The sequence below is a fragment of the Achromobacter sp. AONIH1 genome (assembly GCF_002902905.1).
Classification (GTDB): Bacteria; Pseudomonadota; Gammaproteobacteria; order Burkholderiales; family Burkholderiaceae_B; genus Achromobacter.
In genome coordinates, this window is the sequence record NZ_CP026124.1 from 3,704,471 (window position 1) to 3,726,779 (window position 22,309).

Genomic DNA, 22,309 nt, shown 5'->3' on the forward strand with positions numbered 1-22,309 from the left:
GTGTGTCGGTTGATTGGAAGCGGAACAGTATCACGAATAATAGCTATTCTCGTAGCGTTTTGTGCAGCGCCGGCCACTCCCGAGCGCTCGCCTGTCGCGGGCGAGCCGGCGGCCGTCAGCGCGCGGTTTCAAAGCGGGTTAAAAAGTAAGTTTGGCGGCGCCGTGCGGATGGCGTCCGCCCGCCGCCCCAGGCGGAGTCCGTGCCTGTCCGCCACCCTGGAACACCATGCAGCAGCCTTTCCTCAGAATCCCTCGCAACGTCTCCGGCCGCGACTTCGCGGTGGGCGATGTGCATGGGCATTTTTCCCGCCTGCGTCAAAGCCTGGATCGGTTGGGTTTCGATCCGGCGCGCGACCGGCTGTTCTCGGTGGGCGACCTGGTGGACCGGGGGCCGGAGAACGAGCAGGTGCTGGACTGGCTGCGGCAGCCCTGGTTCCACGCGGTGCAAGGCAATCACGAGGACTACGCGATCCGCCACGTCCGCAGCGGCAAGGTGGACCAGATGAATTGGCGCGGCTACGGCGGCGGCTGGTTCCTGGACCTGCCCGAGGAACGGCAGCGCGAGTACGCGCAGGCCTTCGAGGCCCTGCCCGTGGCGATCGAGGTCGAAACGCGCGATGGGGCGGTGGGGCTGGTGCACGCGGACTGCCCGGTGCTGTTCTGGCCGCGCCTGGAAGAGGCGCTGCGCGACCGCTACAAGCGCACCAGCGCGGTCTGCCAGTGGTCACGCGACCGCCTGCGCCTGGTGGACCGCGCCGGCGTGCTCGGCGTGCGCGCCGTGGTGGCGGGGCATACGCCCGTGGCCGAGCCGCTGCTGCTGGGCAACGTCTATCACATCGACACCGAGGGCTGGAAGGATGGCTACTTCACCTTCCTGGACCTGGAATCGCTGCAGGCCTGGCCGCGCGCCATGGTGACCGAGCCCGAGTCGGCGGACGACGAGGCGGGCCAGGATCCGGCCTGATTCCTCTTCAAGACGGCTTCATATAGGCAGGACAGCGGGCGCCGGGCCAGACCCGGCGCCGCATCGGCTTACACGCGCGGCACGGGGATGGGCGGGAAGGCGGGGTCGCCGCCAGCGGGAGCCTGGCCCGGGGACTGGCCCTGCGCCCGGCCCGGCACAGCGCCGGGCGTCGGCACGGGCAGCGGCTGGGCCACCGGCGCCTGGGCCGGCAGGCCTTGCGGCTGCGCCTGGTCCGGCTGGGCGATCGCGGGCTGTCCGGCGGCGGCCGGTCCCGCGCCGGGCAGCGCCGCGCCCGGCGTGGACAGCGGACGCACCGTGTTGTCGACGCCGCCGGTTGAGCGGTTGTTGTTGAGGAAATCGGTCAGCGCATCGCCCGAGGACAGGTCCAGCGAGGCCACCGCCTGGCCGGGCGGGAATTCACTGAAATAGAACTCGCCGTTGTCCACCAGCAGGCCGTCCGGACGCGGCGCGGGCTTGCTTTCGGGCACGCCCTTGAGCACGGGCTGCATGTAGTCCAGCCAGGTGCTCAGGGCCAGGCCGCTGCCGAATTCGTTGGTGCCCAGCGAGCGCGGCTGGTCGAAGCCCATCCAGACGGTGGTGGCCAGCGTGGGCGTGAAGCCCGAGAACCAGACGTCGACGGCCTCGTTGGTGGTGCCGGTCTTGCCGCCCACGTCGTTGCGCTTGAGCTGCTGGTGCGCGCGCGCGCCGGTGCCGCTGGTGGCGGCGTCGCGCAGGATGCCGTCCATGACCCAGGCGGTGCGCGGGTCGATGGCGCGCGCGGCGGCGTCGCCGGCGACCACGGGCTGGGCCTGCATCAGCACATGGCCCGAGCGGTCGGTGACGCGGTCGATCAGGAAGGGCGTGACGCGGTAGCCGCCGTTGGCGAACACGCTGTAGCCGTTGACGACCTGCAGCGGCGTGGCGCCGCCCGCGCCCAGCGCCAGCGGCAGCACCGCCGGCCAACGCGCCTTGTCGAAGCCGAAGCGGGTCAGGTAGTCCTGCGCGTACTGCGGGCCGATGGCCTGCAGGATGCGGATCGACACCATGTTCTTCGAGCGCATCAGGCCCTGGCGCAGGGTCAGCATGGGCTCGTAGCGGTTGCCGTCGTTCTTGGGCGACCAGGCCTTGGAGCCGGTCTGCTCGGCGGTCAGCATGAAGGGCTGGTCCGAGATCTGGGTGGCCGGTGTCAGGCCGCGCTCCAGCGCCGCCGCGTAGACGAAGGGCTTGATGTTCGAGCCCGGCTGGCGCCAGGCCTGGGTGGCGCGGTTGAAGGTGCCGCGGTTGTAGTCGAAGCCGCCGATCATGGCGCGGATCGCGCCGTCCTGCGGCGCCATCGACACCAGCGCCGCCTGCAGCGCCGGCATGTTGATGATCTCCCAGCCGTCGCCGGCCTTGTGGATGTAGACCACCGAGCCGCGCCGCAGCCGCTGGCTGTCGGACGCCTTGGGGTTGAGCGCGCGGGCCACCACGGCCAGCGCCTTCTTGTCGGAAATCGTGATGATGTCGCGCGCGCTGCGGGCCACGGTCACTTCCGTCGGACTGGCGGCCAGCACCACGGCGGCCAGCAGGTCCTCGCTGTCCGGCGTCTTTTCCTGCACGCCGTCCAGGATGTCGTCCAGCGCCTGGGCGTCCTTCTCGACGCCGTCGGGCAGGTCGATCTGGTCCTCGGGGCCGGGATAGACCGAGCGGCGGGTGTAGTCCAGCACGCCGTCGCGCACCGCGCGGTAGGCGGCTTCCTGCGCCTTGGAGTCGATCGTGGTGTAGACGTCGATGCCCTTGGAGTAGGTCTGTTCCTGGAACACGCCGTACATCAGCTGGCGCGCCAGCTCGGCCGGATAGTCGCCGTGGATGGCGAAGCCGCGCGGGCTGGCGCCTTCGGTGCCGCGCACGACCACGCGCTGCTTGAAGGCTTCCTCGGTCTGCTCGGGCGTCAGGTAGCCCAGCGCCTTCATGCGGTTCAGCACATAGTGCTGGCGGATCTCGGCGCGCGGGAAATTGGTGATGGGATTGAAGCGCGACGGCGCCTTGGGAATGCCGGCCAGCATGGCGGCCTCGGCCGGCGTCACTTCCGACAGCGGCTTGCCCAGGTAGGTGCGCGAGGCGGCTGCGAAGCCGTAGGCGCGGTGGCCCAGGTAGATCTGGTTCATGTAGAGCGCCAGGATTTCGTCCTTGCTGAGTTCGGACTCGATCTTGAAGGTCAGCAGCAGCTCGTAGAACTTGCGCGAGTAGGTCTTTTCCGACGACAGGTAGAAGTTGCGCGCCACCTGCATGGTGATGGTGCTGCCGCCCTGGCTCTTGGAGCCCTTGACCACGTTGGTCAGGATCGCGCGCGCCACGCCCATCCAGTCCACGCCGCCGTGGCGGTAGAAACGGTCGTCCTCGGCCGACAGCACGGCATTGCGCATGACTTCGGGAATTTCATCGAAGCGCAGCACGTTGCGGTGTTCTTCACCGTATTCGCCGATCAGGACCTTGTCGGCCGTGTAGATGCGCAGCGGCACGCGCGGCCGGTAATCGGTCATGGCGTGCAGGTCGGGCAGGCTGGGCCAGGCCAGCGCCAGCGCCAGGCCGAGCAGCACGGCGGCGCAGACGCCGGCGCCGGCCACGGCGACGCCGGTCTTGATCAGGAAGGGCTTCCAGGAGAAGCGCCGTTTGCCGCGAGGGGCGTCGGAAGAATGCTGGGGATTGCTCATTGCTGGCGATTCTAGGGCGTAACGCGATAGACCGGCTTTGCGGCGATTTGGTTTCGGTAACCAGACATGGCCGGGCCGGTCGGGGACGGAAGGGGGCGCATTTGCGGGCTGGCCGCGGGGCGGCGGCGCCGGGGCGTCCGGGCGCTATTGTCGCCGATCCTTCCGGGGACAGGCTTAAGCGGCGCTGAAATCCGCCGCGTGCCGGACGCGCGTGGCCTCATGCGGGCTGCGCCGGCAGATAGCGCTGCGGCGGGGCGCCGAGCGCGCGGCGGAACATGGCGCTGAAGGCGCTGGCGCTGCGGTAGCCCAGGCTGGCCGCGACGCGCGCGACCGGCTCGCCCAGCGCCAGCCGGCAGACCGCGTCGGCCAGCCGCAGCTGCTGCACCCACTGGCGGTAATTCAGGCCCAGCTCGGACTGGAACAGGCGGATCAGCGTGCGCGCGCTGGCGCCGACCTCGTCGCCCCAGTCCTCGATGCTGCGCGACAGGCCCGGCTGGTCCAGGATGGCGGCGCAGATGGCCTGCAGCCGGCGGTCGCGCGGCCAGGGGATCTGGAAGGGCACCACGCGCGCGGCGGCCAGTTCCGATTGCACCAGCGCGGCGATCTGGCCCGCGCGGCCGTCCTCGGGATAATCGATCGGCTCGGCGGTCAGCGCCAGGATCAGTTCGCGCAGCAGGCCGCCGACCTCGATCACCTGGCATTCCGGCCAATAGGCGCTGGCGGCGTCGGCGCGGATATAGAGCGAGCGCATCGACACCGCGCCCACCATCTCGACCTCGTGCGGCACGCCGGATGGCACCCACAGCGCGCGCAGCGGCGGCAGCGCCCAGAAGCCGCTGGGCGTGCTGACCCGCATCACGCCCTCGACCGCGTACAGCAGCTGGGCGCGCGGATGCGTGTGCGCGCCGGTGCGGGCGCCGGCGGGGAAATCCTTGGCCATGGCCGTGACCGCGCGCGGACGGTCCTGGTAGTCCTGGGCATCGATGCTGCGGGCGGGGTCTGGAGCGGGGCGGCGGGTGGCCATGTCTGTCACTTCGATGCGGGTGGTAAGCACCCTGGCTCAGGTACGAAACGCCTATTTTGTCACTTTCCCGACGAAAATTGGCAGATCGCTCCCGATCAACCTTCCTACACTGGCAAGCAGAGGCCGGCGGTTCCGCAAGGGCGGCCGGCCTCGCCGTCCACGTCCCGTTTTCTCAGACCCGCCTTTTCAGACTCCCGACCGCCCAGACATGAACGCTGCCCAGAATCCCGCCGTCGCCGCCGAGCCGGCCCCCGTCGCGGCGCCCGGCCCCGCGCGCGACGCCGCCGCGCAGGACGCCTCCACCGCCTTCAAGGTGCTGGGCGCGATCAGCGTGGCGCACCTGATGAACGACATGATCCAGTCCATCCTGCTGGCCATCTATCCGATGCTCAAGGAAGGATTCAGCCTGTCGTTCTCGCAGATCGGCCTGATCACGCTGGTCTATCAGCTGGCCGCCTCGCTGTTGCAGCCCTTCATCGGGCTGTACACCGACCGCCACCCCAAGCCGTATTCGCTGCCGGTGGGCATGGGCTTCACGCTGGCCGGCCTGCTGCTGCTGTCGGTGGCGCCGTCCTTCGGCTGGCTGCTGGTGGCGGCGGTGCTGGTGGGCACCGGCTCGTCGGTGTTCCATCCCGAGTCCTCGCGCGTGGCGCGCATGGCCTCGGGCGGCCGCCACGGCCTGGCGCAATCGCTGTTCCAGGTTGGTGGCAACGTCGGCTCGGCGCTGGGGCCGCTGCTGGCGGCGCTGTTCATCATTCCGCACGGGCAGCGCAGCGTGGCCTGGTTCTCGCTGGCGGCGCTGTTCGGCATCGTGGTGCTGACCGGCATCGGTCGCTGGTACAGCGCCAACCGTGCCCGCCTGAAGCCGCGCGCGCGGCGCGACGGCGCGGCGGTGGAGCTGCCGCGCAAGCGCGTGCTGGCCGCGCTGGCGGTGCTGGGCGTGCTGGTGTTCTCCAAGTATTTCTACCTGGCCAGCCTGAACAGCTATTTCACTTTCTACCTGATCGACAAGTTCGGCCTGTCGACGCGCGAGGCGCAGCTGTACCTGTTCCTGTTCCTGGCGGCCGTGGCCGTGGGCACGGTGGTGGGCGGTCCGGTGGGCGACCGCATCGGCCGCAAGATCGTGATCTGGGTGTCGATCCTGGGCGTGGCGCCGTTCACGCTGATGCTGCCGCACGCCAACCTGTTCTGGACGGCGGTGCTGGTGGTGATCATCGGCGCGGTGCTGGCCTCGGCCTTCTCGGCCATCGTGGTCTATGCGCAGGAGCTGGTGCCGGGCAAGGTCGGCATGATCGCGGGGCTGTTCTTCGGCCTGTCGTTCGGCATGGGCGGGCTGGGCGCGGCCGCGCTGGGCCGGCTGGCCGACGCCACCAGCATCGGCTATGTCTACCAGGTCTGCGCCTACCTGCCGCTGCTGGGCGTGGTGGCGATCCTGCTGCCGAAAATGGGGGGCAAGCGCGCCTGAGAGGCGTTGCCGCGAGCGGGCCCGGGGCCGTGCGGCCCGGGCCCGCTCGCGATTTCAGGCCACGCTGCGCAGCTGCGCGCGGGCCGGTTCGATGCCGATGATCTCGCCGCCGTCGCCATGATGGATGACGGCGACGCGGGCGCGGCGCAACTGCTGCAACTGCGCGGGCGCGACGGTGAAGCTGCGCGCCAGCTGGGCGTCGCCGACGGCGGCCGCCCGGCGGCGGCGGTCCTTGCCGGCGAAGCGCCGGTGGTTGTAGAGCGCCCAGGCCACCAGCGCCGCGCCGTTGGCCAGCGCCAGCGCGGCGTAGCCCCACAGGGTGTTGGCCGTGGGCAGGAACACCGCCCACAGCGAGGTCTCGGGCCCGCCGGCGGCCCCGCGCAGGATGGCGAGGATGCCGGCGCCGAACAGATAGGCGAAGGCGAACCAGCCTCCGGCCGTGAGCAGCAGGTCGAACAGGTAGCCGGCGCGGGACCGGCGCGTGGTGATGATCATGATGCCTCCTTGGATTTGATGCCGCGATCGGGACTGGTCCAGCGCGCGCGGCGGACCTGCCTGCGCAGCATGACCTTGGGAAAGCTCACCAGCGTGGTGAGCAGGCTCACCATCCAGTAGGCCAGCGGATACCAGATGACCCAGTAGAGCGAGCGCGCCAGCCCTGGCTCGTAGCGGCGGTCGATCAGGATGCTGACGGCGAACTGCAGCAGGCAGACCACCGCCAGCATCATGCCGGTGAAGGCCGGCGGCAGCAGGCTGGCGATGTGCATGTTGTTGGGCAGCGCGACGACCTGGCTGACCAGCCACAGCAGCACCGAGATGGCGAAGGCGAAGGACCAGGCCGTGGACAGGCAGAATTCCGCCATCAGCGGCCACAGTCGGCGGTGGCGCCAGTTCCAGATCGAGCGCAGATTCTTCAGGAAGACCTCGGCGCCGCCCTGGGCCCAGCGCAGCCGCTGCTTCCACAGCCCGCGCAGCGTCTCGGGCATCAGGATCCAGCACAGGCCGCGCGGTTCGTAGAAGATCGACCAGTGATCGCGCTGCAGTTTCCAGCTGATGTCGATGTCCTCGGTGATCATGTCCAGGCTCCAGTAGCCGACCCGGTCCAGCGCCGTGCGGCGGAACGCCGCCACCACGCCGGACACGGTGAATACCTGGCCGTAGACCCGCTGCGTGCGCTTGATCAGGCCGATGATGGACGAGAACTCGCCCACCTGGATGCGGCCGATCAGCGTGGAGCGCGTGCGGATGCGCGGATTGCCCGTGACCGCGCCCACGCGCGGGTTGTCGATCAGCGGCGCCACCAGGTAGGCGGCGGCGTCCGGATCCAGCATGGCGTCGCCGTCGATGCAGACCAGGTATTCGCTGCGGGCCGCCAGCGCGCCCATGCGCAGCGCCATGGCCTTGCCCTGGTTCTGCGCCAGGTGCACCACGCGCAGCCGCTCGTGTTGCGCGGCCAGGCGATCCAGCATCTGCGCCGTGCCGTCGCTGGAGCCGTCGTTGATGGCGATGACCTCGATGTGGGGATAGTTCTGGTTCAGCGCGGCCAGCAGCGTGTCTTCGCCGTTGTCGGCCTCGTTGTAGCAGGGCACCAGGATGGAAACCAGCGGATTGCCGGCCAGGGCCGGTGCTTCGCGGCGCGCGCCCCAGGCCCAGTGGCGCTCCCAGTGCCACCAGTAGTACAGGCCGCCGGCCATCCACAGGCCGGACATGAACAGCGGGTAGAAGAACACGAATCCCAGCAGCGCCTGGCTGGTCAGCGCCAGGGCGAAGCCGAAGGGCGCGCTCAGCACCGCGCACAGGATGAGCAGGGCGAGAAGACGGTCGATCATCGGATGGGGAACCACGCTTCGGAGATGGCGGGCCGGATGCCTTGCAGCCGGGGCTGGTCTTGCGAGAAATCGTCGGGGTAGTAGCCGAAGCTGCGCGCGCCGCGCAGCTGCAGGCGCTGCATCCAGCCGGCCAGCGTCGCGGTGTCGACGGGCGTCGGCTCGGGCCGGCTGGGGCCGGTGCGCCAGTCGACGGCCTGCAGCTCGAACACGGTCCGGTCCAGCGCGTCCGGCCGGCGCCTGGCCACCGCGTCGACGATGCGGTCCAGCCAGGCCAGTTCCTGGCCCGCCGGCACTTTTTCCATGTAAGGCATGGCCATGGGCGCGGTCCAGTCGTAGGCGTCCAGGAAGTCGTCGGGGTTCTGCGCGAACCAGGCTTCGCTGGCGGGGTTGAGCAGCGGCTCCGCGTACAGGTTGCGGGCGGTCTTGATGCGCGGGCCGCGCACGGCGCGGGCGCGCTCGGCCAGTTCGGCGGTGAAATCGACCAGGTGGCGGCTCTTGTAGCGGGTCCAGCGCTGCATCGTCTCGGGATCGGCGCGCAGCGCGGCGATGCTGCCGGGCAGGCCGGCCTTCTGGTACGCGGCCAGCGCCGCCGGGCCGGCGTCCTCGAAGTCGCCCAGCATCGCGTCATCGTGGAACAGGATGCCGTCGAAGAAGGCATGGCGCGCCAGGTCTTCGTACAGGTCGCCGATGCGCTGGCGCGCGACCGGATCGAACGGCGACAGGCGGCGGTACAGGTCGGGATCCGGCGCGGGCGCGGCTTCGGGCCGCTGCGGATCCCAGCGGACCACGCGGGCGATCGACGGGTCCAGGTCCAGCGCCAGCACCGGCATCCAGGCATAGACGAACACATCGGCGCGGTTGTGCAGCTGCCAGGCGACGCGGTTGAACAGGTCGGCCCGCATCGGCAGCCAGCGGTTCGGGAAGTAGACCGAGCGCACCGGGCCGTCGGCTTGCGGGTCGGCGTAGGCCTGCAGGAACACGGTGTTGATCTGCATGTCCACGATGCGCTGCACCAGCTCGCCCAGGTTGCGGTCGGTCTGCGCCGGATCGGGATCGTAGATGTAGTCCAGGTCCACGTGCGCGACGCGCATCGCGGGCACCGTCTCGATGCTGGCCACGCTATTGGCGAAGTGCCGGATCGTGGGGTCGTTGGCCAGCAGCATGCGCGGCGTGGACATGAGCCGCGCCACGCGGCTGGGGCCGTCTTCCAGCGTCAGTGCCATCTGATAACCCTGTTCGCCGGCGATGCGCAGCGTGGTGCCGCCCTCGGCGCCATAGGGCCAGACCCAGACGCGCGGCGCCTTGCCGGTGGCGCGGCGGATCTTTTCGCTGATCGCGGCCACGTCGCGGCCCATGCGTTGCTCGAAGCCGGCCTCGTTCTCGTAGCGGCCATTGCGCGCGTCGTACTTGCGCACGGCGGCGGCCGGCTCGGTATTGCCCTGGGGATTGGCCAGCGCGCCGTAGTGCGAGGCGTCGGTGTGGGCGGCGATCTCCACCAGGCCGGAACGCGAGATCTCGCGCACGTCGTTCCAGTCCAGGAAGCGGTCGCGCGGCTGCATGTTGCCGCCGAAATCGACCTTCCTGTCGGCCGGCGTGTCCATCCACGTGCCCACCGGCGCCAGCACCGCCGGCCAGCCGTAGGCCTTGAGGATGGGCAGCACGCGGGTCAGGAAGCTGCGGTAGCCATCGTCGAAGGTCAGCAGCACGGCGCGCTCGGGCAGCGGCTTGCCGCCGGGCTGGCGCGCGGCCAGGATCTGGTCCACCGAGACGGCCTGGTAGCCGTTCTCGCGCAGCCAGTTCAGCTGGTCGACCAGCCGGTCGGTGCGCACGCTGAGAAAGCCCTGGTCGGGGTCTTCATCTTCCACGTCGTGGTAGGCCAGCGTCAGGAAATGGCCTTGCACCCAGGGTTGGTCGACTGGGGCCACCGGCCGCTCGGCGGGCGCGACGTAGACGGGGATATCCTTGGCGCAGGCGCCCAGGAGCAGCGTGGCCAGCAATAGCAGGCCCGCGAACAACAGTCGGGGGAATCGAAGTTCAAGCAATTCAGTTCTCCGTGGCACAGCCTCGTCGGGACCGCGCGGAGCCGGCTTTGCCGGTCCGCCGCGGCGCCCCCTTGAGGGGGGGGGCGCGTAGCGCTGCGGGGGTGGGTCCCATCTTCAAAAGCGGTAGGCAAGATCGAACGTGATGCGCAGCTCGCGCTCGCGCCGGCCGTCATAGGGCCGGCTGACGCCGGTCACCATGGCGCCCATGTCGAGCACGTCGTTGGCGCGGTAGCGCTGGCCATAGCCCAGCGCGATCACGCCGCCAGTGCCGTAGCCCTGCTGCGTATACGCGCCGGCGCCCAGCGTGCCGATCTGTTCCCAGGCGTTTTCGTAGCGGCGGTGCAGCGTGTGCGTCAGCCGCAGGCCGGGCAGGACCATCAGGTCCGAGCGCGGGTTGAAGTAGGGGCGTTCCGCGTCCAGGCTGTTGCGTTGCGAGGACAGTTCCAGCGTCAGGTCGGTCTTCAGGTGCGGCGTGGTGTGGATCCGCTCGCGGCCGTCCAGGCTCAGCGCCCAGCGCTGGTTGCCGTCGGAAAAGCGCGAGGGCGAGAGCCGCAGCGTCCATTCGCTGCGCTCGTGCGCGCGCCAGCGCGCATAGGCCGACAGGCCGTTGGACGAGACGCCGCTGGCCAGCGCGCGCAGCGGCGTGTCGCGCGACAGGCGCTCGGCCGAGCCGCCGATCTGCCAGTGGTCGTCCAGGTCGTAGGCGGCCGACAGGCGCAGGCCGGTCCTGGCGCCGTGGCCGTACTGGTTGGCGGACACTTCGCCCTCGACCGTCTGGTCGCGGCCGCGCCATTGCGCGCCGGCGCGCGCCCAGCGGTAGGTGCCGCGGCCTTCCTCGAAGTCGCCGTTGGCGTAGCCGCCGCCGGCGAAGCCGCGCCAGTTGTAGTCCAGCGGCGGCGTATAGATCACCGCGTCGATGCCGAAATCGCCGCTGCCCGACACCGGGCTGTCAGAGGCCAGGCCACGGTAGCCGCCGATGCGCAGCTCGGCCTTGTTGTGGACTGCCCATTCGCGCGCCAGCCGGCGCGACAGCGGGTTCTCGGGCGCGCGCGCCAGCGTGTCCCGGCTGAGCGCCTCGGCCTGGCGCCACTCCTGCAGGGCCAGGGCGGTGAAGCCCTGGCCGTTTTCCACGCCGATGTTGCGCGGCGTCAGCGTCTCGGCCATTTTCAGCGTCCGCTCCGAGGCGCGCGGCAGCGAGCGGGCGCGATACAGCGCGGCCAGTTCGCTCTTGAGCGTGGAGTTGTTGGGGGCGTTGCGCGCCATGCCTTCCAGGCGCGCCTGGGCCTCGGGCGTATCGTCGGCCTGCAGCCGCGCGCCGGCGTCGACCTGCATGCTCTGCAGGTGCAGGTCGTTGGGGATGCGCATGGGCTGGCCCTTGACGTAGACCCAGGCCGGATAGCCCTCGCGGGTCTCGTCCATGACCTGAGAGGCGCCGTCGAAATCCTCGGCCTCGGCCAGCGAGTAGTAGCGGCCGGTCTGGTTGCCCAGCCTGTCCACCGGATCGTCGTCGTGGCTTTCCTCGGCCTGGGCCACCTGCTGGTAGATGGCGGCGGCCTGCTCCGGCTGGCGCAGATACAGATAGGCGGAAGCGACATCGCCCAGCGCGTAGCGCGGCACGGCCACGCCCTCGGCGCGCAGCGCCTCGTACTCGCTGGCGAGATCGCGCATGCGGTAGCGCGCGTGCAGCGCGTGCAGGCGGTCGATGCGCGCCCGGATGACATCGTCGCGGGTCTCGTCGCCTTGTGTCGACCAGGCCGGGATCAGCGCGTCGTAGTGCGCCAGGACGCGATCGGCGATCGCGAACCTGTCGGCCTCGTTGCGCGTCGGCATCGAGGCCAGGCGCACCTGCTCGGCCAGCGCGTCGGCCTGCAGCCGGCGCATCTGCGCTTCCGTGTACAGCTCGGGCCGGCGCGTGGCGTGCGTCAACGCCGCGCCGGCCATGCGGGCGCGCTGCAGGGCGAACACGTACTCGCGTTCCACATACGCGGCGCCGGGCATCAGGTCGCGCGCGCGGTCGGTCGCGTACAACGCTTCAAACGGCGTATTCCTGCGTGCATGGACATAGGCCAGGGCCAGGTGGGCGTCCGCGTCCCGGGGCCGGGCGCGGACCAGTTGCTCGCCCGCGGCCAGCGCCTCGTCGAGCCGGTCGGCGTCCGCCAGTGTCATGGCCAGGCCGGCGGCGAAGGCGGGCTGGGACGGATAGGCGCGCATGCCGTCGCGGAACTGCGCCAGCGCTTCCGGCCAGCGGCGCAGGTCGCGCAGCGCGCGCGCCACCGCCAATCGAACGTCGGCGGGCGGCTGCGCGCCGGCGGGCAGTTGCGCGTAGGTCTGCGTCACCTCGTCGGGCCGGCCCGCCCAGCTGGCCACCAGGATGCGGTCCTGGATGGCGCGCGGGCCGCCGGCCGGACCCAGGGCGCGCAGCATGGCCAGCGCCGGTTGGTGGTCGCCGGCGCGCGCGCGCTGGATCAGGGCGTCGTAGTCGTCGCCGGCCTGGGCGGGCGCGGGACAGAGCAGGGGAGCCAGGGCGGCGCAGACGGCCGCGAAGCCGTGGCGCAGGCGGGCGGCGGGCGCAGGCGCCTGCCGGTGGCGTGCTGGCCGTGCGGCGCTCTTGTGCAGCGCCGACGGCAAGTGTCTTCCTTTCTCGTTCTTCTCGTACATCCGTAATACATCCGCGGTTGCGACATATGGCGTCCACGTCCGAGCCTCCCAGGGGCGGCCTGCCGCCGGCCGGCCCAACGGGGCCGCCCAGGCTTGCGCCAGCGGCATGGCCGAAAGCGCTCGCGCCCGCGCGGCACGCGCTGGCGTCGGAAGTGAACAGTGGATTTCTTGATGCGCGGCGCCCGCTGCGGGGACCTTCGCACTCGCGCGATCGGAGTGCATGGCTAGTACGCGCCACGCCCGTAGGGCGTGATCGCGGCGCTTTCGTCGGCGCCGTCGATAGCCGCAACTTTAGGACGTTTCCTGGAAAGAGACTGTCAATTACTGCAAACAGGCAGCCACGGGCCAACGGCCTGGCGTATGCTTCTCAGCATCCCGGGATTGCTGCTTGTTTCCAGGGACTTAAAGGTTCAGGGCGGACGGATGCGCGGCCTGTTGGGGCCTCGCGCGCGTGGTTTCTTTTCGCCGTGTAGGTAACAAAAAGCGTCAGAAATGGATGCATGTAACGCCTTTTGCAATCGGGCCGCGTATCGCGGCTGGTGGCGAGGCGGCGCGGATTGCCCGTCCCCCCTTCGCAGCGACACGCGCGGGGAAACGAACCCAGTGAAACAGCAATTCCCTAAGGCCTGCGGAGCCCGACGCTCCGGTTGGCAAACACCATGACAACTTCTCTGTTCTTCCTGATGTGGGGGCTGGCCACCGCGCTGGCCATGCCACTGTTGTTGCAGTTTCACGCCAGCGGCGTGCCTGGCGTGCGTGCCTTCATGCTGGCGAACGCGCTGACCGTGCTGTCCCTGCTGCTGTACGCGGCGGGCAGCTTCCTGCCGCTGAACGCGACCGTGATGGTGTCCAATGCCGCGTGGATCAGCGCGTTGGCCTTGGTCTATGTGGGCGTGCGGCAGTTCTTCGGGCTGCATCCGCAGGTGTGGCGCAGCGCCGCCCTGGCGATTCTGTGCGTCGTGGTGATGACGGCCATGCTGTATGGACAGGATCGCGTGGCCGCGCGCATCGTGCTGTTTTCCGTGATCACCTGCGTGGGCATGGGCGCCACGGCCTGCGTGATCTTCGACGGGCGCAGGCAGATCCGCACGCGCGGCGTGGCGCTGTACCTTCTGCTGTCCATCCTTGGGCTGGCGGCGCTGCATCTGCTGCGCGTGCTGGTCTACGGCCTGGGCTGGGAAGCGCCCGGCTCGATGCTGCATCCCACGCCCTGGGCACTGTTCTTCATTGTCGGCGGCTCGGTGACCGTGCCGGCGCTGTTCCTGGCGTTGTTGCTGCTGGTGCAGACCCGGATGTCCGAGCGCATGCAGGAGGCGCTGACCTTCGACAGCCTGACGCAGGCCTACTCGCGGCGCAGCTTCATGGACGAGCTGCAGCACGAACTCAGGCGCTGCGAGCGTAACGACGGCCGGCTGGTGGTGCTGTTGCTGGACATCGATTTCTTCAAGGCGATCAATGACCGCCATGGTCACGCCACCGGCGACCAGGCGCTGCGACATTTTGCGCGGGTGGTGCAGCGCGCGGTGCGCGCCAGCGACCGCTTCGGCCGCCTGGGCGGCGAGGAATTCGCGTTGCTGATGTACGACTGCGAGCCCGCCAGCGCGTTGGTGCAGGCGCAGCGCGTGTGCGATGCGCTGCGCGATGCGCCGCTGCATACCGTGGATGGCGAGATCAGGATGACCGTCAGCGGCGGCTTGGCCGCCTACCGGCGCGGCGATACGGCGGACGGCATCCTGGCGCGCGCCGACGTGGCGTTGTACCGCGCCAAGGAACTGGGCCGCGACCGGGTGGAAACCGGCGGCTCGGTCGGTTTCGGCGCGGCCGCGACCTGGGACTGGACGGCGCAGGGCGGGGCGGAAGCGGCCAATGCGGCCGTCGCGGCCAGCCCCGCGGGATCGAAGGCGACTACGGCTTGAGGTGCTGGAGCAGGAACTTCTCCATGGCCTCGTAGAACTCGAACTTGTTCTCGTCGTTGTGGAAGCCGTGGCCCTCGTTGTCCTTGACCATGTACTCCACGTTGACGCCGCGCGCCTTCAGCGCCTTGACCATCTGGTCGCTTTCGTCCTTGTTGACGCGCGGATCCTTGGCGCCCTGGGCCACGAACAGCGGCGTCTTGATGCGGTCCGCGTGCAGCGCCGGCGAGGTCGCGGCCAGGCGGTCCTTGTCGCGCACGGGGTCGCCCACCATGTCCTGCATCTTGGCCAGCATCGGCTTCCAATAGGGCGGGATGGTCTGCATGAAGGTGAACAGGTTGGACACGCCCACGTAGTCCACCGCCGCCGCGTACAGGTCGGGCGTGAACGCCACGCCGGCCAGCGTGGCGTAGCCGCCGTAGCTGGCGCCGTAGATGCCGACGCGCTTGGGATCGGCGATGCCCTGCTTGACCAGCCAGGCCACGCCATCGCTGATGTCGTCCTGCATCTTCAGGCCCCACTGGCCGAAGCCGGCTTCCCAGAAGCGGCGGCCATAGCCGGTCGAGCCCCGGAAGTTCATCTGCAGCACGCAGAAACCCCGGTTCGCCAGGAATTGCACTTCGGGGTTGTAGCCCCAGCCGTCGCGCGCCCAGGGACCGCCGTGCGGATTGACGATGCACGCCAGGTTCTTCGGATCGCGGCCAGCCGGCAGCGTCAGGTATCCGTGGATGGTGAGGCCGTCGCGGCTCTGGTAGCTGATCGGCTGCACGCGCGCCATGCCGGACTCCGGCAGCGACGGGTTCAGGTCGGCCAGCTTGCTCAGCGTGTCCGAGGCAGCGTCGTACAGGTATCGCGAGCCCGGCGTGCGGTCGTTGTAGGCGGCGACGATGAACTTGTTCTCATCGCGGTTCGAACCCTGCAGGGCCAGGTCGTAGCCGGGCAGCTTGGCCGTCAGCTTCTTGAACAGCGTTTCGGTCTGGGCGTCGAAGAACTTGTACTGCGGCTTGTCGGTCTGGTAGACGGCCAGGGTCAGCACGCGGCGTTTGCGCGAGTAGGCGGCCGCGTCCAGGTCGACTTCCTGCGGTGCGTAGATTTCTTCCTCGACATCGGGCCTGGCCGGGTCGATGACAACCAGCGCCAGCTTGTCGCGGCCTCGGTTGGACTGGGCGTAGAGCTTCTTGTCGTCGAAGGTGAAGAAGGCCGGATGGACGCTGGTGCGGTAGTCGGTGGTGATCAGCGGCCGGAATTCGGCGGCCTCGTCGTCGCGGTAGAGCAGGGTGGTGTTCAGGCCGTCGCTGGCGACGGCGGCGCGCAGCTTGCCGGCATGGTCGGTCTGCCAGCCGACGATGTTGCCGGGATTGCGCGCCACCAGCTCGGCGGCGCCGCTGCGCACGTTGACGCGGTACACGTCGAAGACCTGCGGATCGCGCTGGTTGTGCGTGACCAGCACGTGGTCCGGATCGTCCTCCAGGTCGTCGATGATGCTGGCGCGCACGTTGTCGTAGGGCGTCAGGTCGGTGACCTTGCCGGTCCTGGCGTCCACCGCCAGGACGTGGAAGTTCTCGTCGCCGCCGAAGTCCTTCTGGTAGAGCACCACGTCGGGGCCTTTCCAGAAGAAATTGCTGATGTCGCGCGCGGTTTCGCTGGTGAGCTTGCGCGGTTCGCCCACGAGCGCGCTGCCGTCAAGCGGCTGCACGAAGATGTTCATGCGCGCCGGGCTGCCGTCCGTGCTGGCCGGCTGCATGAAGCCCAGCGTCTTGCCGTCTTCGGACAGGCGGAAGTAGCCGCGCTCGGGGTTGCGGAAGAAGTCCTTCAGCGGATAGCGCGGCGGCTGCGCGGCGCTGGCGCCCAGCGAGGCGCCCAGGATGCTGGCGGCGAAAAGGGTGTGTTTCATGAACGAAATCAAGATGGGATCTCCATGGATTTCCGTGCCCGCGCGGCCGGCGGCCCTGGCAAGCGGGGCGCGGCCGCGAGGTAGGGGGCGCGCATAGCGCCGGCGGCGCGTTCGATCATGCCATAGGCGCGGCGGGGGTGTCGAACCGCCCGGCGGCGCGCGCCGGACGCGGGGCGGAGACAGGCTGTTTCTGCGCCGGGCCGGTTTGCGTGATAATCGCGCCTATCAATCTGGAGAGACTTATGTACAGGAATCTGGTCGCCTGCGCGCTGGCGCTCGGCCTTGCCGGCTGCTCGGTGGGCATCTCGGGCGACGGTTCGTCGCCCCACACCGAATTCAAGGCGGCGGTGAACTACAAGGACGCCTACGACGCGGCCATCCGGCAGGCCAATGCCTGCCTGCGCAGCACCGACAACGCCTACCGCGTGGTGCCCAGCCTGGACGAGGCCTCGCGCTCGGGCGAGGTCCGCGTGCTGGCGCCCTTCGCCGATACCGAGATGACGCGCGTGAACGTCAAGGCCGCCGGCGACAAGAGCACCGATGTTCGCATCGTGGTCTGGGGCAAGGGCACCTGGGACGTGGAGGCGCTGCGCGCCATGAAGGACGCCGTGTCCTACAACCTGGTGTCCTGCAGTTCCTTCATGCCGCGCGATCCGCAGCCGCAGACGCCCGCGCCGAAGAAATAGTCGGGCGGGGCCGGTTCAGTCGCCGCCGGGCCGGCGGCGGATGATCTTGAAGGTCGCCGTGGCCCGCGCCACCAGTTCGCCGTTCTTGTCGCGCACGTCGCCTTCGCAGAAGGCGATCGACGCGCCACGGCGCAGGCAGCGCGCCTCGATCACCAGGTCGCCCGTGCCGGGCGACAGGAAAGTGGTGTTCATGTCGATGGTGGCCATGCCCACGGCGGCGTCGGCAGAGCCGCGCGCGGCGGCGCTGAGCGTGAAGTCCAGCACGCTCATCAGCGTGCCGCCGTGCACGTCGCCGCGACTGTTGGTCAGGTCGCGGCGCCAGGGCAGCGAGGTGCGGGCATAGGCCGGCGCGATCTGCTCGGGGACCAGCCCGATGTAGTCCATGAAGGGAATGGTCAGGCCGAAATAGTCTTGCGGGGCGGTTGCGGTCATGGGCCGGTACGGGGAGAGGAAAGCAGGCGGGATTCGCGGTCATAATATATTTTTTTGCGGCGCCCGCGCGCGCCATGCTTCGCCCGTTCTCATTTCGCGTTCGATCACCGACCATGCCCGAGCCTTTGCGCAAGATCGTACATATCGACATGGACGCGTTCTACGCTTCCGTGGAACAGCGCGACAACCCCGCGCTGCGCGGCCTGCCCGTGGTCGTGGCCTGGACCGGACCGCGCTCGGTGGTCTGCGCGGCCTCGTACGAGGCGCGGCGTTTCGGCGTGCATTCGGCCATGTCGGCGGTGCGCGCGCAGCGGCTCTGTCCGCAGGCGGTCTACGTGCCGCCCGATTTCAACCGCTACCGCGAAGTCTCGCGCCAGGTGCGCCAGATCTACGCGCGCCATACCGACCTGATCGAGCCGCTGTCGCTGGACGAGGCCTACCTGGACGTGACCGTCAACAAGGGCGGGCTGCCGTCCGCCACCGAGGTCGCGCAGGTCATCCGCCACCAGATCCGCCAGGAAACCGGGCTGACCGCCTCGGCCGGCGTGGCGCCCAACAAGTTCCTTGCCAAGATCGCCTCCGACTGGAACAAGCCCGACGGCCTGTTCGTCATCCGGCCCTCGAAGGTGCTGGAGTTCCTGGCGCCGCTGCCGGTGCGCAAGGTGCCGGGCGTGGGCAAGGTGACGCAGGCGCGGCTGGAGCAGCTGGGCATCCAGACCGTGGGCGACCTGGCCACGCACGAGGTGCAGGAGCTGGAGCATTATTTCGGCCGCTATGGCCGCCGGCTCTACGAACTGGCGCGCGGCATCGACGAGCGCGAGGTCGACGCCGACCAGCAGGTGCAGCAGGTGTCGGCGGAAACCACGTTCTCGGAAGACGTGCGCCTGGAGGCGCTGGGCGAGGCCATCGACCGCATGGCGGGCAAGGTCTGGGACCAGGCGCTGAAGAAGGGCGCGCTGGGGCGCACCGTGGTGCTCAAGCTCAAGACCGACCGCTTCCGCATCCTGACGCGCAGCCTGACCAGCGCCAATCCGCCCTCATCGGCCGAGGAACTGGCGACCATCGCCAGGCTGTTGTGCGACCGGGTGGACCTGCCGCCACAGACGCTGTACCGGCTGGCCGGCGTCGGCATGAGCAACTTCGCCGATCCCCAGGAACAGTCCCGCCAGCCCGACCTCTTCGGCGGCGCGTTCTAAAGCGCCACAACCCAACCTGAGACGGTGCCCTCCAACCTGGGGCAGTGCTTCCAACCTGAGACGGTGCCCCCAAGCTGAGACGGTGCCCCCCAATCGGGGCCACACGGAGCCGGCTTTGCCGGTCCGTAGTGGCGCCCCCCTGGGGGGGAAGCGCGTAGCGCTTCGGGGGGGTTACAACCTACTTTTGACTTGTTGCGACAGCGCCGTCATGTCGGCGCGGCCGGCCAGCGACTGCTTGAGCAGCGCCATGACCTTGCCCATCGCGGGCGCGCCGGTGACGCCCTGCGCGGCCACTTCGGCCAGCGCGGCGTCGATGGCGGCGGCCACTTCCTCGGGCGTGGCGGCCTGCGGCAGGAATTCCTGCAGCACGGCCAGCTCGGCCTTTTCCTGCTCGGCGGTCTCGGTGCGGCCGGCCTGCTCGAAGGCGGCGATGGACTCGCGGCGCTGCTTGACCTGCTTTTCGATGATGGCGGTGATCTCGGCGTCGTTCAGGTCGCGGCGTTCGTCCACTTCCTTCTGCTTGACGGCGGCCAGCAGGAAACGCAGCGTGGTCAGGCGTTCGGATGCCTTGGCGCGCATGGCCTCCTTGACGGAATCGGAGAGGCGGGTCTTGAGCGTAGCGGTGCTCATGGATGAACCTTTGTGGTGTGTTGCGACGAAACCGTGAGTGTAAACCGGGCCGGCGCCAGGACTGCGGCGGCAAAGGGTATGGCGCACGGCCTGGGTGCGGGCGTATCAGCCGCGTATCGCGCCCTGGAACGCCGCCGACAGCGCGGCGAGCGCCTGCTGGGGCCGGCCGCCCCTGGCGCGCGTGTGCAGCAGCACCGGCAGGCGCGGCATCTCGGGCAGTCGCAGCCGAGGGCCGACGTCGACGGCGCCGAACGGCAGCATGCGGGGCGCCAGCGCGGCCACGCCCAGCCCGGCCATGACGGCCGCCGCCACTGCCGCCACGCCGCCGCCGACGAAGACCTCGCGCCACGGCACCGCCGACTCGTCCAGCCGCTTGGCGGCCAGCGCGCGCACGCCGCAGGGTTCGGCGAGCGTGGCCAGCGGCAGCGGCTCGTCCGCGCGGTGCTGCCAGTGCGGCGCCGCGAACCAGCCCAGCTGTTCCTCGGCCAGCACCGTGCCGTCGTCGCGGCCGGCGTGCAGGCGCGCGATCACGGTGTCCAGCTCCCGCCGGTCATAGCTTTGCAGCAGGTCGCCCGAGGAGCCGATGCGGATTTCGATCAGGAGTTCGGGATCCTGCGCGTTCATGCGCGCGATCAGCGCGGGCAGCTCCGGGCCGGCCACATGGTCGCTGATGCCGATGGTCAGGCGCTGCCGCGTTTCGACCGACAGGGCGAGCGCGCGCTCATGCGCCGCCATGAGTTCCCGGGCGTGTTCGAGAAAACCGGCGCCGCGCGCCGACAGCTCCACATGGCGGGGCGTGCGCTCGACCAGCCGGAAACCGAGCCGGTCTTCGAGCCGCTTGAGCTTCAGGCTGACCGCGGCCTGCGTCATGCGCAGCGAATCCGCTGCCAGCGTGAAGCTGCCCAGCTCGGCGATGCGGATGAAGGCCTTGACGGTGTCCAGGTCCAGTGAGCGCTCATTCATTTTGAGTCTTAATGACTGATATAAGTATGAATAAAGAAAAAGAATAACTAGTATGGATCGGGTCTACAACCCACCGAGGAATTCACCATGCCACTCGTGCACATCGCCTTGCGCGCCGGAAAAACGGAAGCCTACCGGCAGGCCCTGTTCGACGGCGTTTACCGCGCGCTGCGGGAAACCTTCAACGTGCCGGAAGACGACCAGTTCATGACCATCACGGAGCACGAGGCGGCGAACTTCCGCTACGGCGCGACCTATATGAACATCGCGCGCAGCGACGATCTGGTGTTCATCCAGATCACCGCCAACAACACACGCGGCCTGGATCAGAAGAAGGCGCTGTTCCGGCGGATCACGGCATTGCTGGGCGAGAGCCCCGGCCTTCGGGGAGAGGACGTATTCGTGAACATCGTCGAGGTCGCCAAGGAGAACTGGTCCTTCGGCCATGGACTGGCCCAATACGCCGAATCCCCGTAAGGCCCACGCGCGGCGCCGGTCCGCCCGCCCGCGGGATGGGCGGACGAGGCCCGGGCGGGCAGGGCGGCCATGGGTTTGCGGGAGGCTGTTTTAAAGATGTATTATTAATACATCTTTAAAAGCGAGCCCTCTCGCGCCCCTGGAGTCCTGGATGTCCCTTTCCCCCGCCCTGAGTCCGTCCGTCCGCGCTTTGGTCAAGGCCACCGCCCCGGTGTTGAAAACACACGGCGTCGCGCTGACCCGTCATTTCTACGCGCGCATGTTCGAGCACAACCCCGAGCTCAAGCACATCTTCAACCAGGGACACCAGGCCGGCGGCGAGCAACAGCAGGCGCTGGCCGGCGCGGTGGCCGCCTATGCCGAGCAGATCGATGATCCGTCGGTGCTGGCGCCGGTGGTGACGCGCATCGTGCACAAGCACGTCAGCCTGGGCGTGCGCCCCGAGCATTACCCCATCGTCGGCAAGCATCTGCTGGCGTCGATCCGCGAAGTGCTGGGCGAGGCCGCCACCGATGAACTCGTCGATGCCTGGGCCGCCGCCTACGGTCAGCTGGCGGACCTGCTGATCGCCGAAGAGGCGCGGCTGTATGCCGATTCCGCCGCCAAGCCCGGCGGCTGGACCGGCTGGCGCGCCTTCCGCGTCGCGCGGCGCGAGGCGGAAAGCAGCGAAATCACCTCGTTCTACCTGGAGCCGGCCGATGGTGGCCAGGTGCCGGGCTACCAGCCGGGCCAGTACGTGTCGGTGCGCCTTTACGTGCCCGAACTGGGCCTGATGCAGCCGCGCCAGTACAGCCTGTCGGACGCGCCGGGGCAGGGACGGCTGCGCATCTCGGTCAAGCGCGAGCCGGGCGTGGCCGGCGCGCCGGCCGGCCGCGTGTCCAACGCCCTGCATGATCGCCTGCAGGTGGGCGGCGTGCTGGACGTGGCGCCGCCGCAGGGCGATTTCCAGCTGCGCGAGGCCGTCGGCGCGCCCGTGGTGTTGCTGAGCGGCGGCGTGGGCCTGACGCCCATGGTGTCCATGCTGAACCACCTGGTGCGGGCCGACGACGGGCGCCAGATCCGCTTCGTGCACGGCTGCCGCAACCGTGACGCGCACGCCATGCGCGACCACGTCAACACCATCGCCGCCGGCCGAGGCAATGTGCGCAAGGCGGTCTTCTATGAGGAAGTGGGCGGCGGGGACGAGCCGGGCCGCGACTACGACTACGCCGGCCGCGTCGACCTGCGCGCCATCCGCGACGCCGCCATCCTGCCGGGCGCGGACTACTACCTGTGCGGCCCCGCGGGCTTCATGCGCGCCCAGCGCGAGGCGCTGCTGGCGCTGGGCGTGGGCGCCGACCGCATTCACGCCGAAGCCTTCGGCAGCGGCGGCGCGCCGGCCTGAACGCGGTGTATCCTGGCGGTCCGGCTTGCGCCGAGCCGCCGTCCTTTCTCTTCCAGCCG

General features: G+C 69.5%; 17 protein-coding genes. 7 read left to right on the top strand and 10 right to left on the bottom strand.

Going from position 1 to position 22,309, the window contains the following annotated elements:
• Window positions 1-226: 226 nt before the first annotated feature.
• A complete protein-coding gene (locus C2U31_RS17080; protein ID WP_103273846.1) occupies window positions 227-964 on the top strand; it encodes a metallophosphoesterase in 738 nt (245 codons plus the stop codon).
• Between the two features lie 68 nt (window positions 965-1,032).
• Here the strand turns inward: C2U31_RS17080 and C2U31_RS17085 are convergent, their stop codons facing one another.
• Complete coding sequence (locus C2U31_RS17085; RefSeq protein WP_103273847.1) at window positions 1,033-3,657, bottom strand: penicillin-binding protein 1A; 2,625 nt, start codon at window positions 3,655-3,657, stop codon at window positions 1,033-1,035.
• 217 nt (window positions 3,658-3,874) lie between these two features.
• Window positions 3,875-4,681: a helix-turn-helix transcriptional regulator gene (locus C2U31_RS17090; RefSeq protein ID WP_103273848.1), complete on the bottom strand. Its 807-nt coding sequence runs from the start codon at window positions 4,679-4,681 to the stop codon at window positions 3,875-3,877.
• Between the two features lie 208 nt (window positions 4,682-4,889).
• Here C2U31_RS17090 and C2U31_RS17095 point away from each other — a divergent pair, with 208 nt between their 5' ends.
• Window positions 4,890-6,146: an MFS transporter gene (locus C2U31_RS17095; RefSeq protein ID WP_103273849.1), complete on the top strand. Its 1,257-nt coding sequence runs from the start codon at window positions 4,890-4,892 to the stop codon at window positions 6,144-6,146.
• Between the two features lie 54 nt (window positions 6,147-6,200).
• On the opposite strand, the gene pgaD is transcribed toward C2U31_RS17095, so the two are convergent.
• The 4 genes from pgaD to pgaA all read right to left on the bottom strand — a co-directional run bounded on the left by pgaD (window position 6,201) and on the right by pgaA (window position 12,675).
• The gene (pgaD, locus tag C2U31_RS17100; protein WP_103273850.1) at window positions 6,201-6,641 is read right to left on the bottom strand and encodes a poly-beta-1,6-N-acetyl-D-glucosamine biosynthesis protein PgaD; all 441 of its coding nucleotides are present in this window, start codon (window positions 6,639-6,641) and stop codon (window positions 6,201-6,203) included.
• Window positions 6,638-7,975 carry a poly-beta-1,6-N-acetyl-D-glucosamine synthase gene (gene pgaC / locus C2U31_RS17105; RefSeq protein ID WP_103273851.1) on the bottom strand — a complete coding sequence of 446 codons (1,338 nt, stop codon included), beginning with the start codon at window positions 7,973-7,975 and terminating at the stop codon, window positions 6,638-6,640. Before pgaC ends, pgaD begins: the two co-directional genes overlap by 4 nt.
• Entirely contained in the window at window positions 7,972-10,017 is a 2,046-nt protein-coding gene (pgaB, locus tag C2U31_RS17110) for a poly-beta-1,6-N-acetyl-D-glucosamine N-deacetylase PgaB (RefSeq protein ID WP_199770838.1), read from the bottom strand. Before pgaB ends, pgaC begins: the two co-directional genes overlap by 4 nt.
• Before the next feature lie 114 nt (window positions 10,018-10,131).
• Window positions 10,132-12,675 carry a poly-beta-1,6 N-acetyl-D-glucosamine export porin PgaA gene (gene pgaA / locus C2U31_RS17115; protein WP_103273853.1) on the bottom strand — a complete coding sequence of 848 codons (2,544 nt, stop codon included), beginning with the start codon at window positions 12,673-12,675 and terminating at the stop codon, window positions 10,132-10,134.
• 659 nt (window positions 12,676-13,334) lie between these two features.
• On the opposite strand from pgaA, the gene C2U31_RS17120 reads away from it, so the two are divergent.
• A complete protein-coding gene (locus tag C2U31_RS17120; RefSeq protein WP_103273854.1) occupies window positions 13,335-14,591 on the top strand; it encodes a diguanylate cyclase in 1,257 nt (418 codons plus the stop codon).
• Here the strand turns inward: C2U31_RS17120 and C2U31_RS17125 are convergent.
• Complete coding sequence (locus C2U31_RS17125; protein ID WP_369869673.1) at window positions 14,581-16,482, bottom strand: alpha/beta hydrolase family protein; 1,902 nt, start codon at window positions 16,480-16,482, stop codon at window positions 14,581-14,583. The two genes, C2U31_RS17120 and C2U31_RS17125, sit on opposite strands and share 11 nt — an antisense overlap.
• Before the next feature lie 242 nt (window positions 16,483-16,724).
• Here C2U31_RS17125 and C2U31_RS17130 point away from each other — a divergent pair, with 242 nt between their 5' ends.
• Window positions 16,725-17,168 carry a BPTD_2524 family lipoprotein gene (locus C2U31_RS17130; RefSeq protein ID WP_103273856.1) on the top strand — a complete coding sequence of 148 codons (444 nt, stop codon included), beginning with the start codon at window positions 16,725-16,727 and terminating at the stop codon, window positions 17,166-17,168.
• Between the two features lie 15 nt (window positions 17,169-17,183).
• Here the strand turns inward: C2U31_RS17130 and C2U31_RS17135 are convergent, their stop codons facing one another.
• Window positions 17,184-17,600 carry a PaaI family thioesterase gene (locus C2U31_RS17135; protein ID WP_103273857.1) on the bottom strand — a complete coding sequence of 139 codons (417 nt, stop codon included), beginning with the start codon at window positions 17,598-17,600 and terminating at the stop codon, window positions 17,184-17,186.
• A gap of 113 nt (window positions 17,601-17,713) precedes the next feature.
• Between C2U31_RS17135 and dinB the strand changes: the two genes are divergently transcribed.
• Window positions 17,714-18,796 carry a DNA polymerase IV gene (gene dinB, locus C2U31_RS17140; RefSeq protein ID WP_103273858.1) on the top strand — a complete coding sequence of 361 codons (1,083 nt, stop codon included), beginning with the start codon at window positions 17,714-17,716 and terminating at the stop codon, window positions 18,794-18,796.
• Between the two features lie 171 nt (window positions 18,797-18,967).
• Here the strand turns inward: dinB and C2U31_RS17145 are convergent, their stop codons facing one another.
• Complete coding sequence (locus C2U31_RS17145; protein ID WP_103273859.1) at window positions 18,968-19,426, bottom strand: GatB/YqeY domain-containing protein; 459 nt, start codon at window positions 19,424-19,426, stop codon at window positions 18,968-18,970.
• A gap of 105 nt (window positions 19,427-19,531) precedes the next feature.
• Window positions 19,532-20,389 (bottom strand): LysR family transcriptional regulator, encoded by an 858-nt coding sequence (locus C2U31_RS17150; protein WP_103273860.1) that lies wholly within the window; start codon window positions 20,387-20,389, stop codon window positions 19,532-19,534.
• Between the two features lie 87 nt (window positions 20,390-20,476).
• On the opposite strand from C2U31_RS17150, the gene C2U31_RS17155 reads away from it, so the two are divergent.
• Window positions 20,477-20,866: a tautomerase family protein gene (locus C2U31_RS17155; RefSeq protein ID WP_103273861.1), complete on the top strand. Its 390-nt coding sequence runs from the start codon at window positions 20,477-20,479 to the stop codon at window positions 20,864-20,866.
• Window positions 20,867-21,017: 151 nt separating this feature from the next.
• Complete coding sequence (gene hmpA, locus C2U31_RS17160; RefSeq protein WP_103273862.1) at window positions 21,018-22,250, top strand: NO-inducible flavohemoprotein; 1,233 nt, start codon at window positions 21,018-21,020, stop codon at window positions 22,248-22,250.
• Window positions 22,251-22,309: the final 59 nt, after the last annotated feature.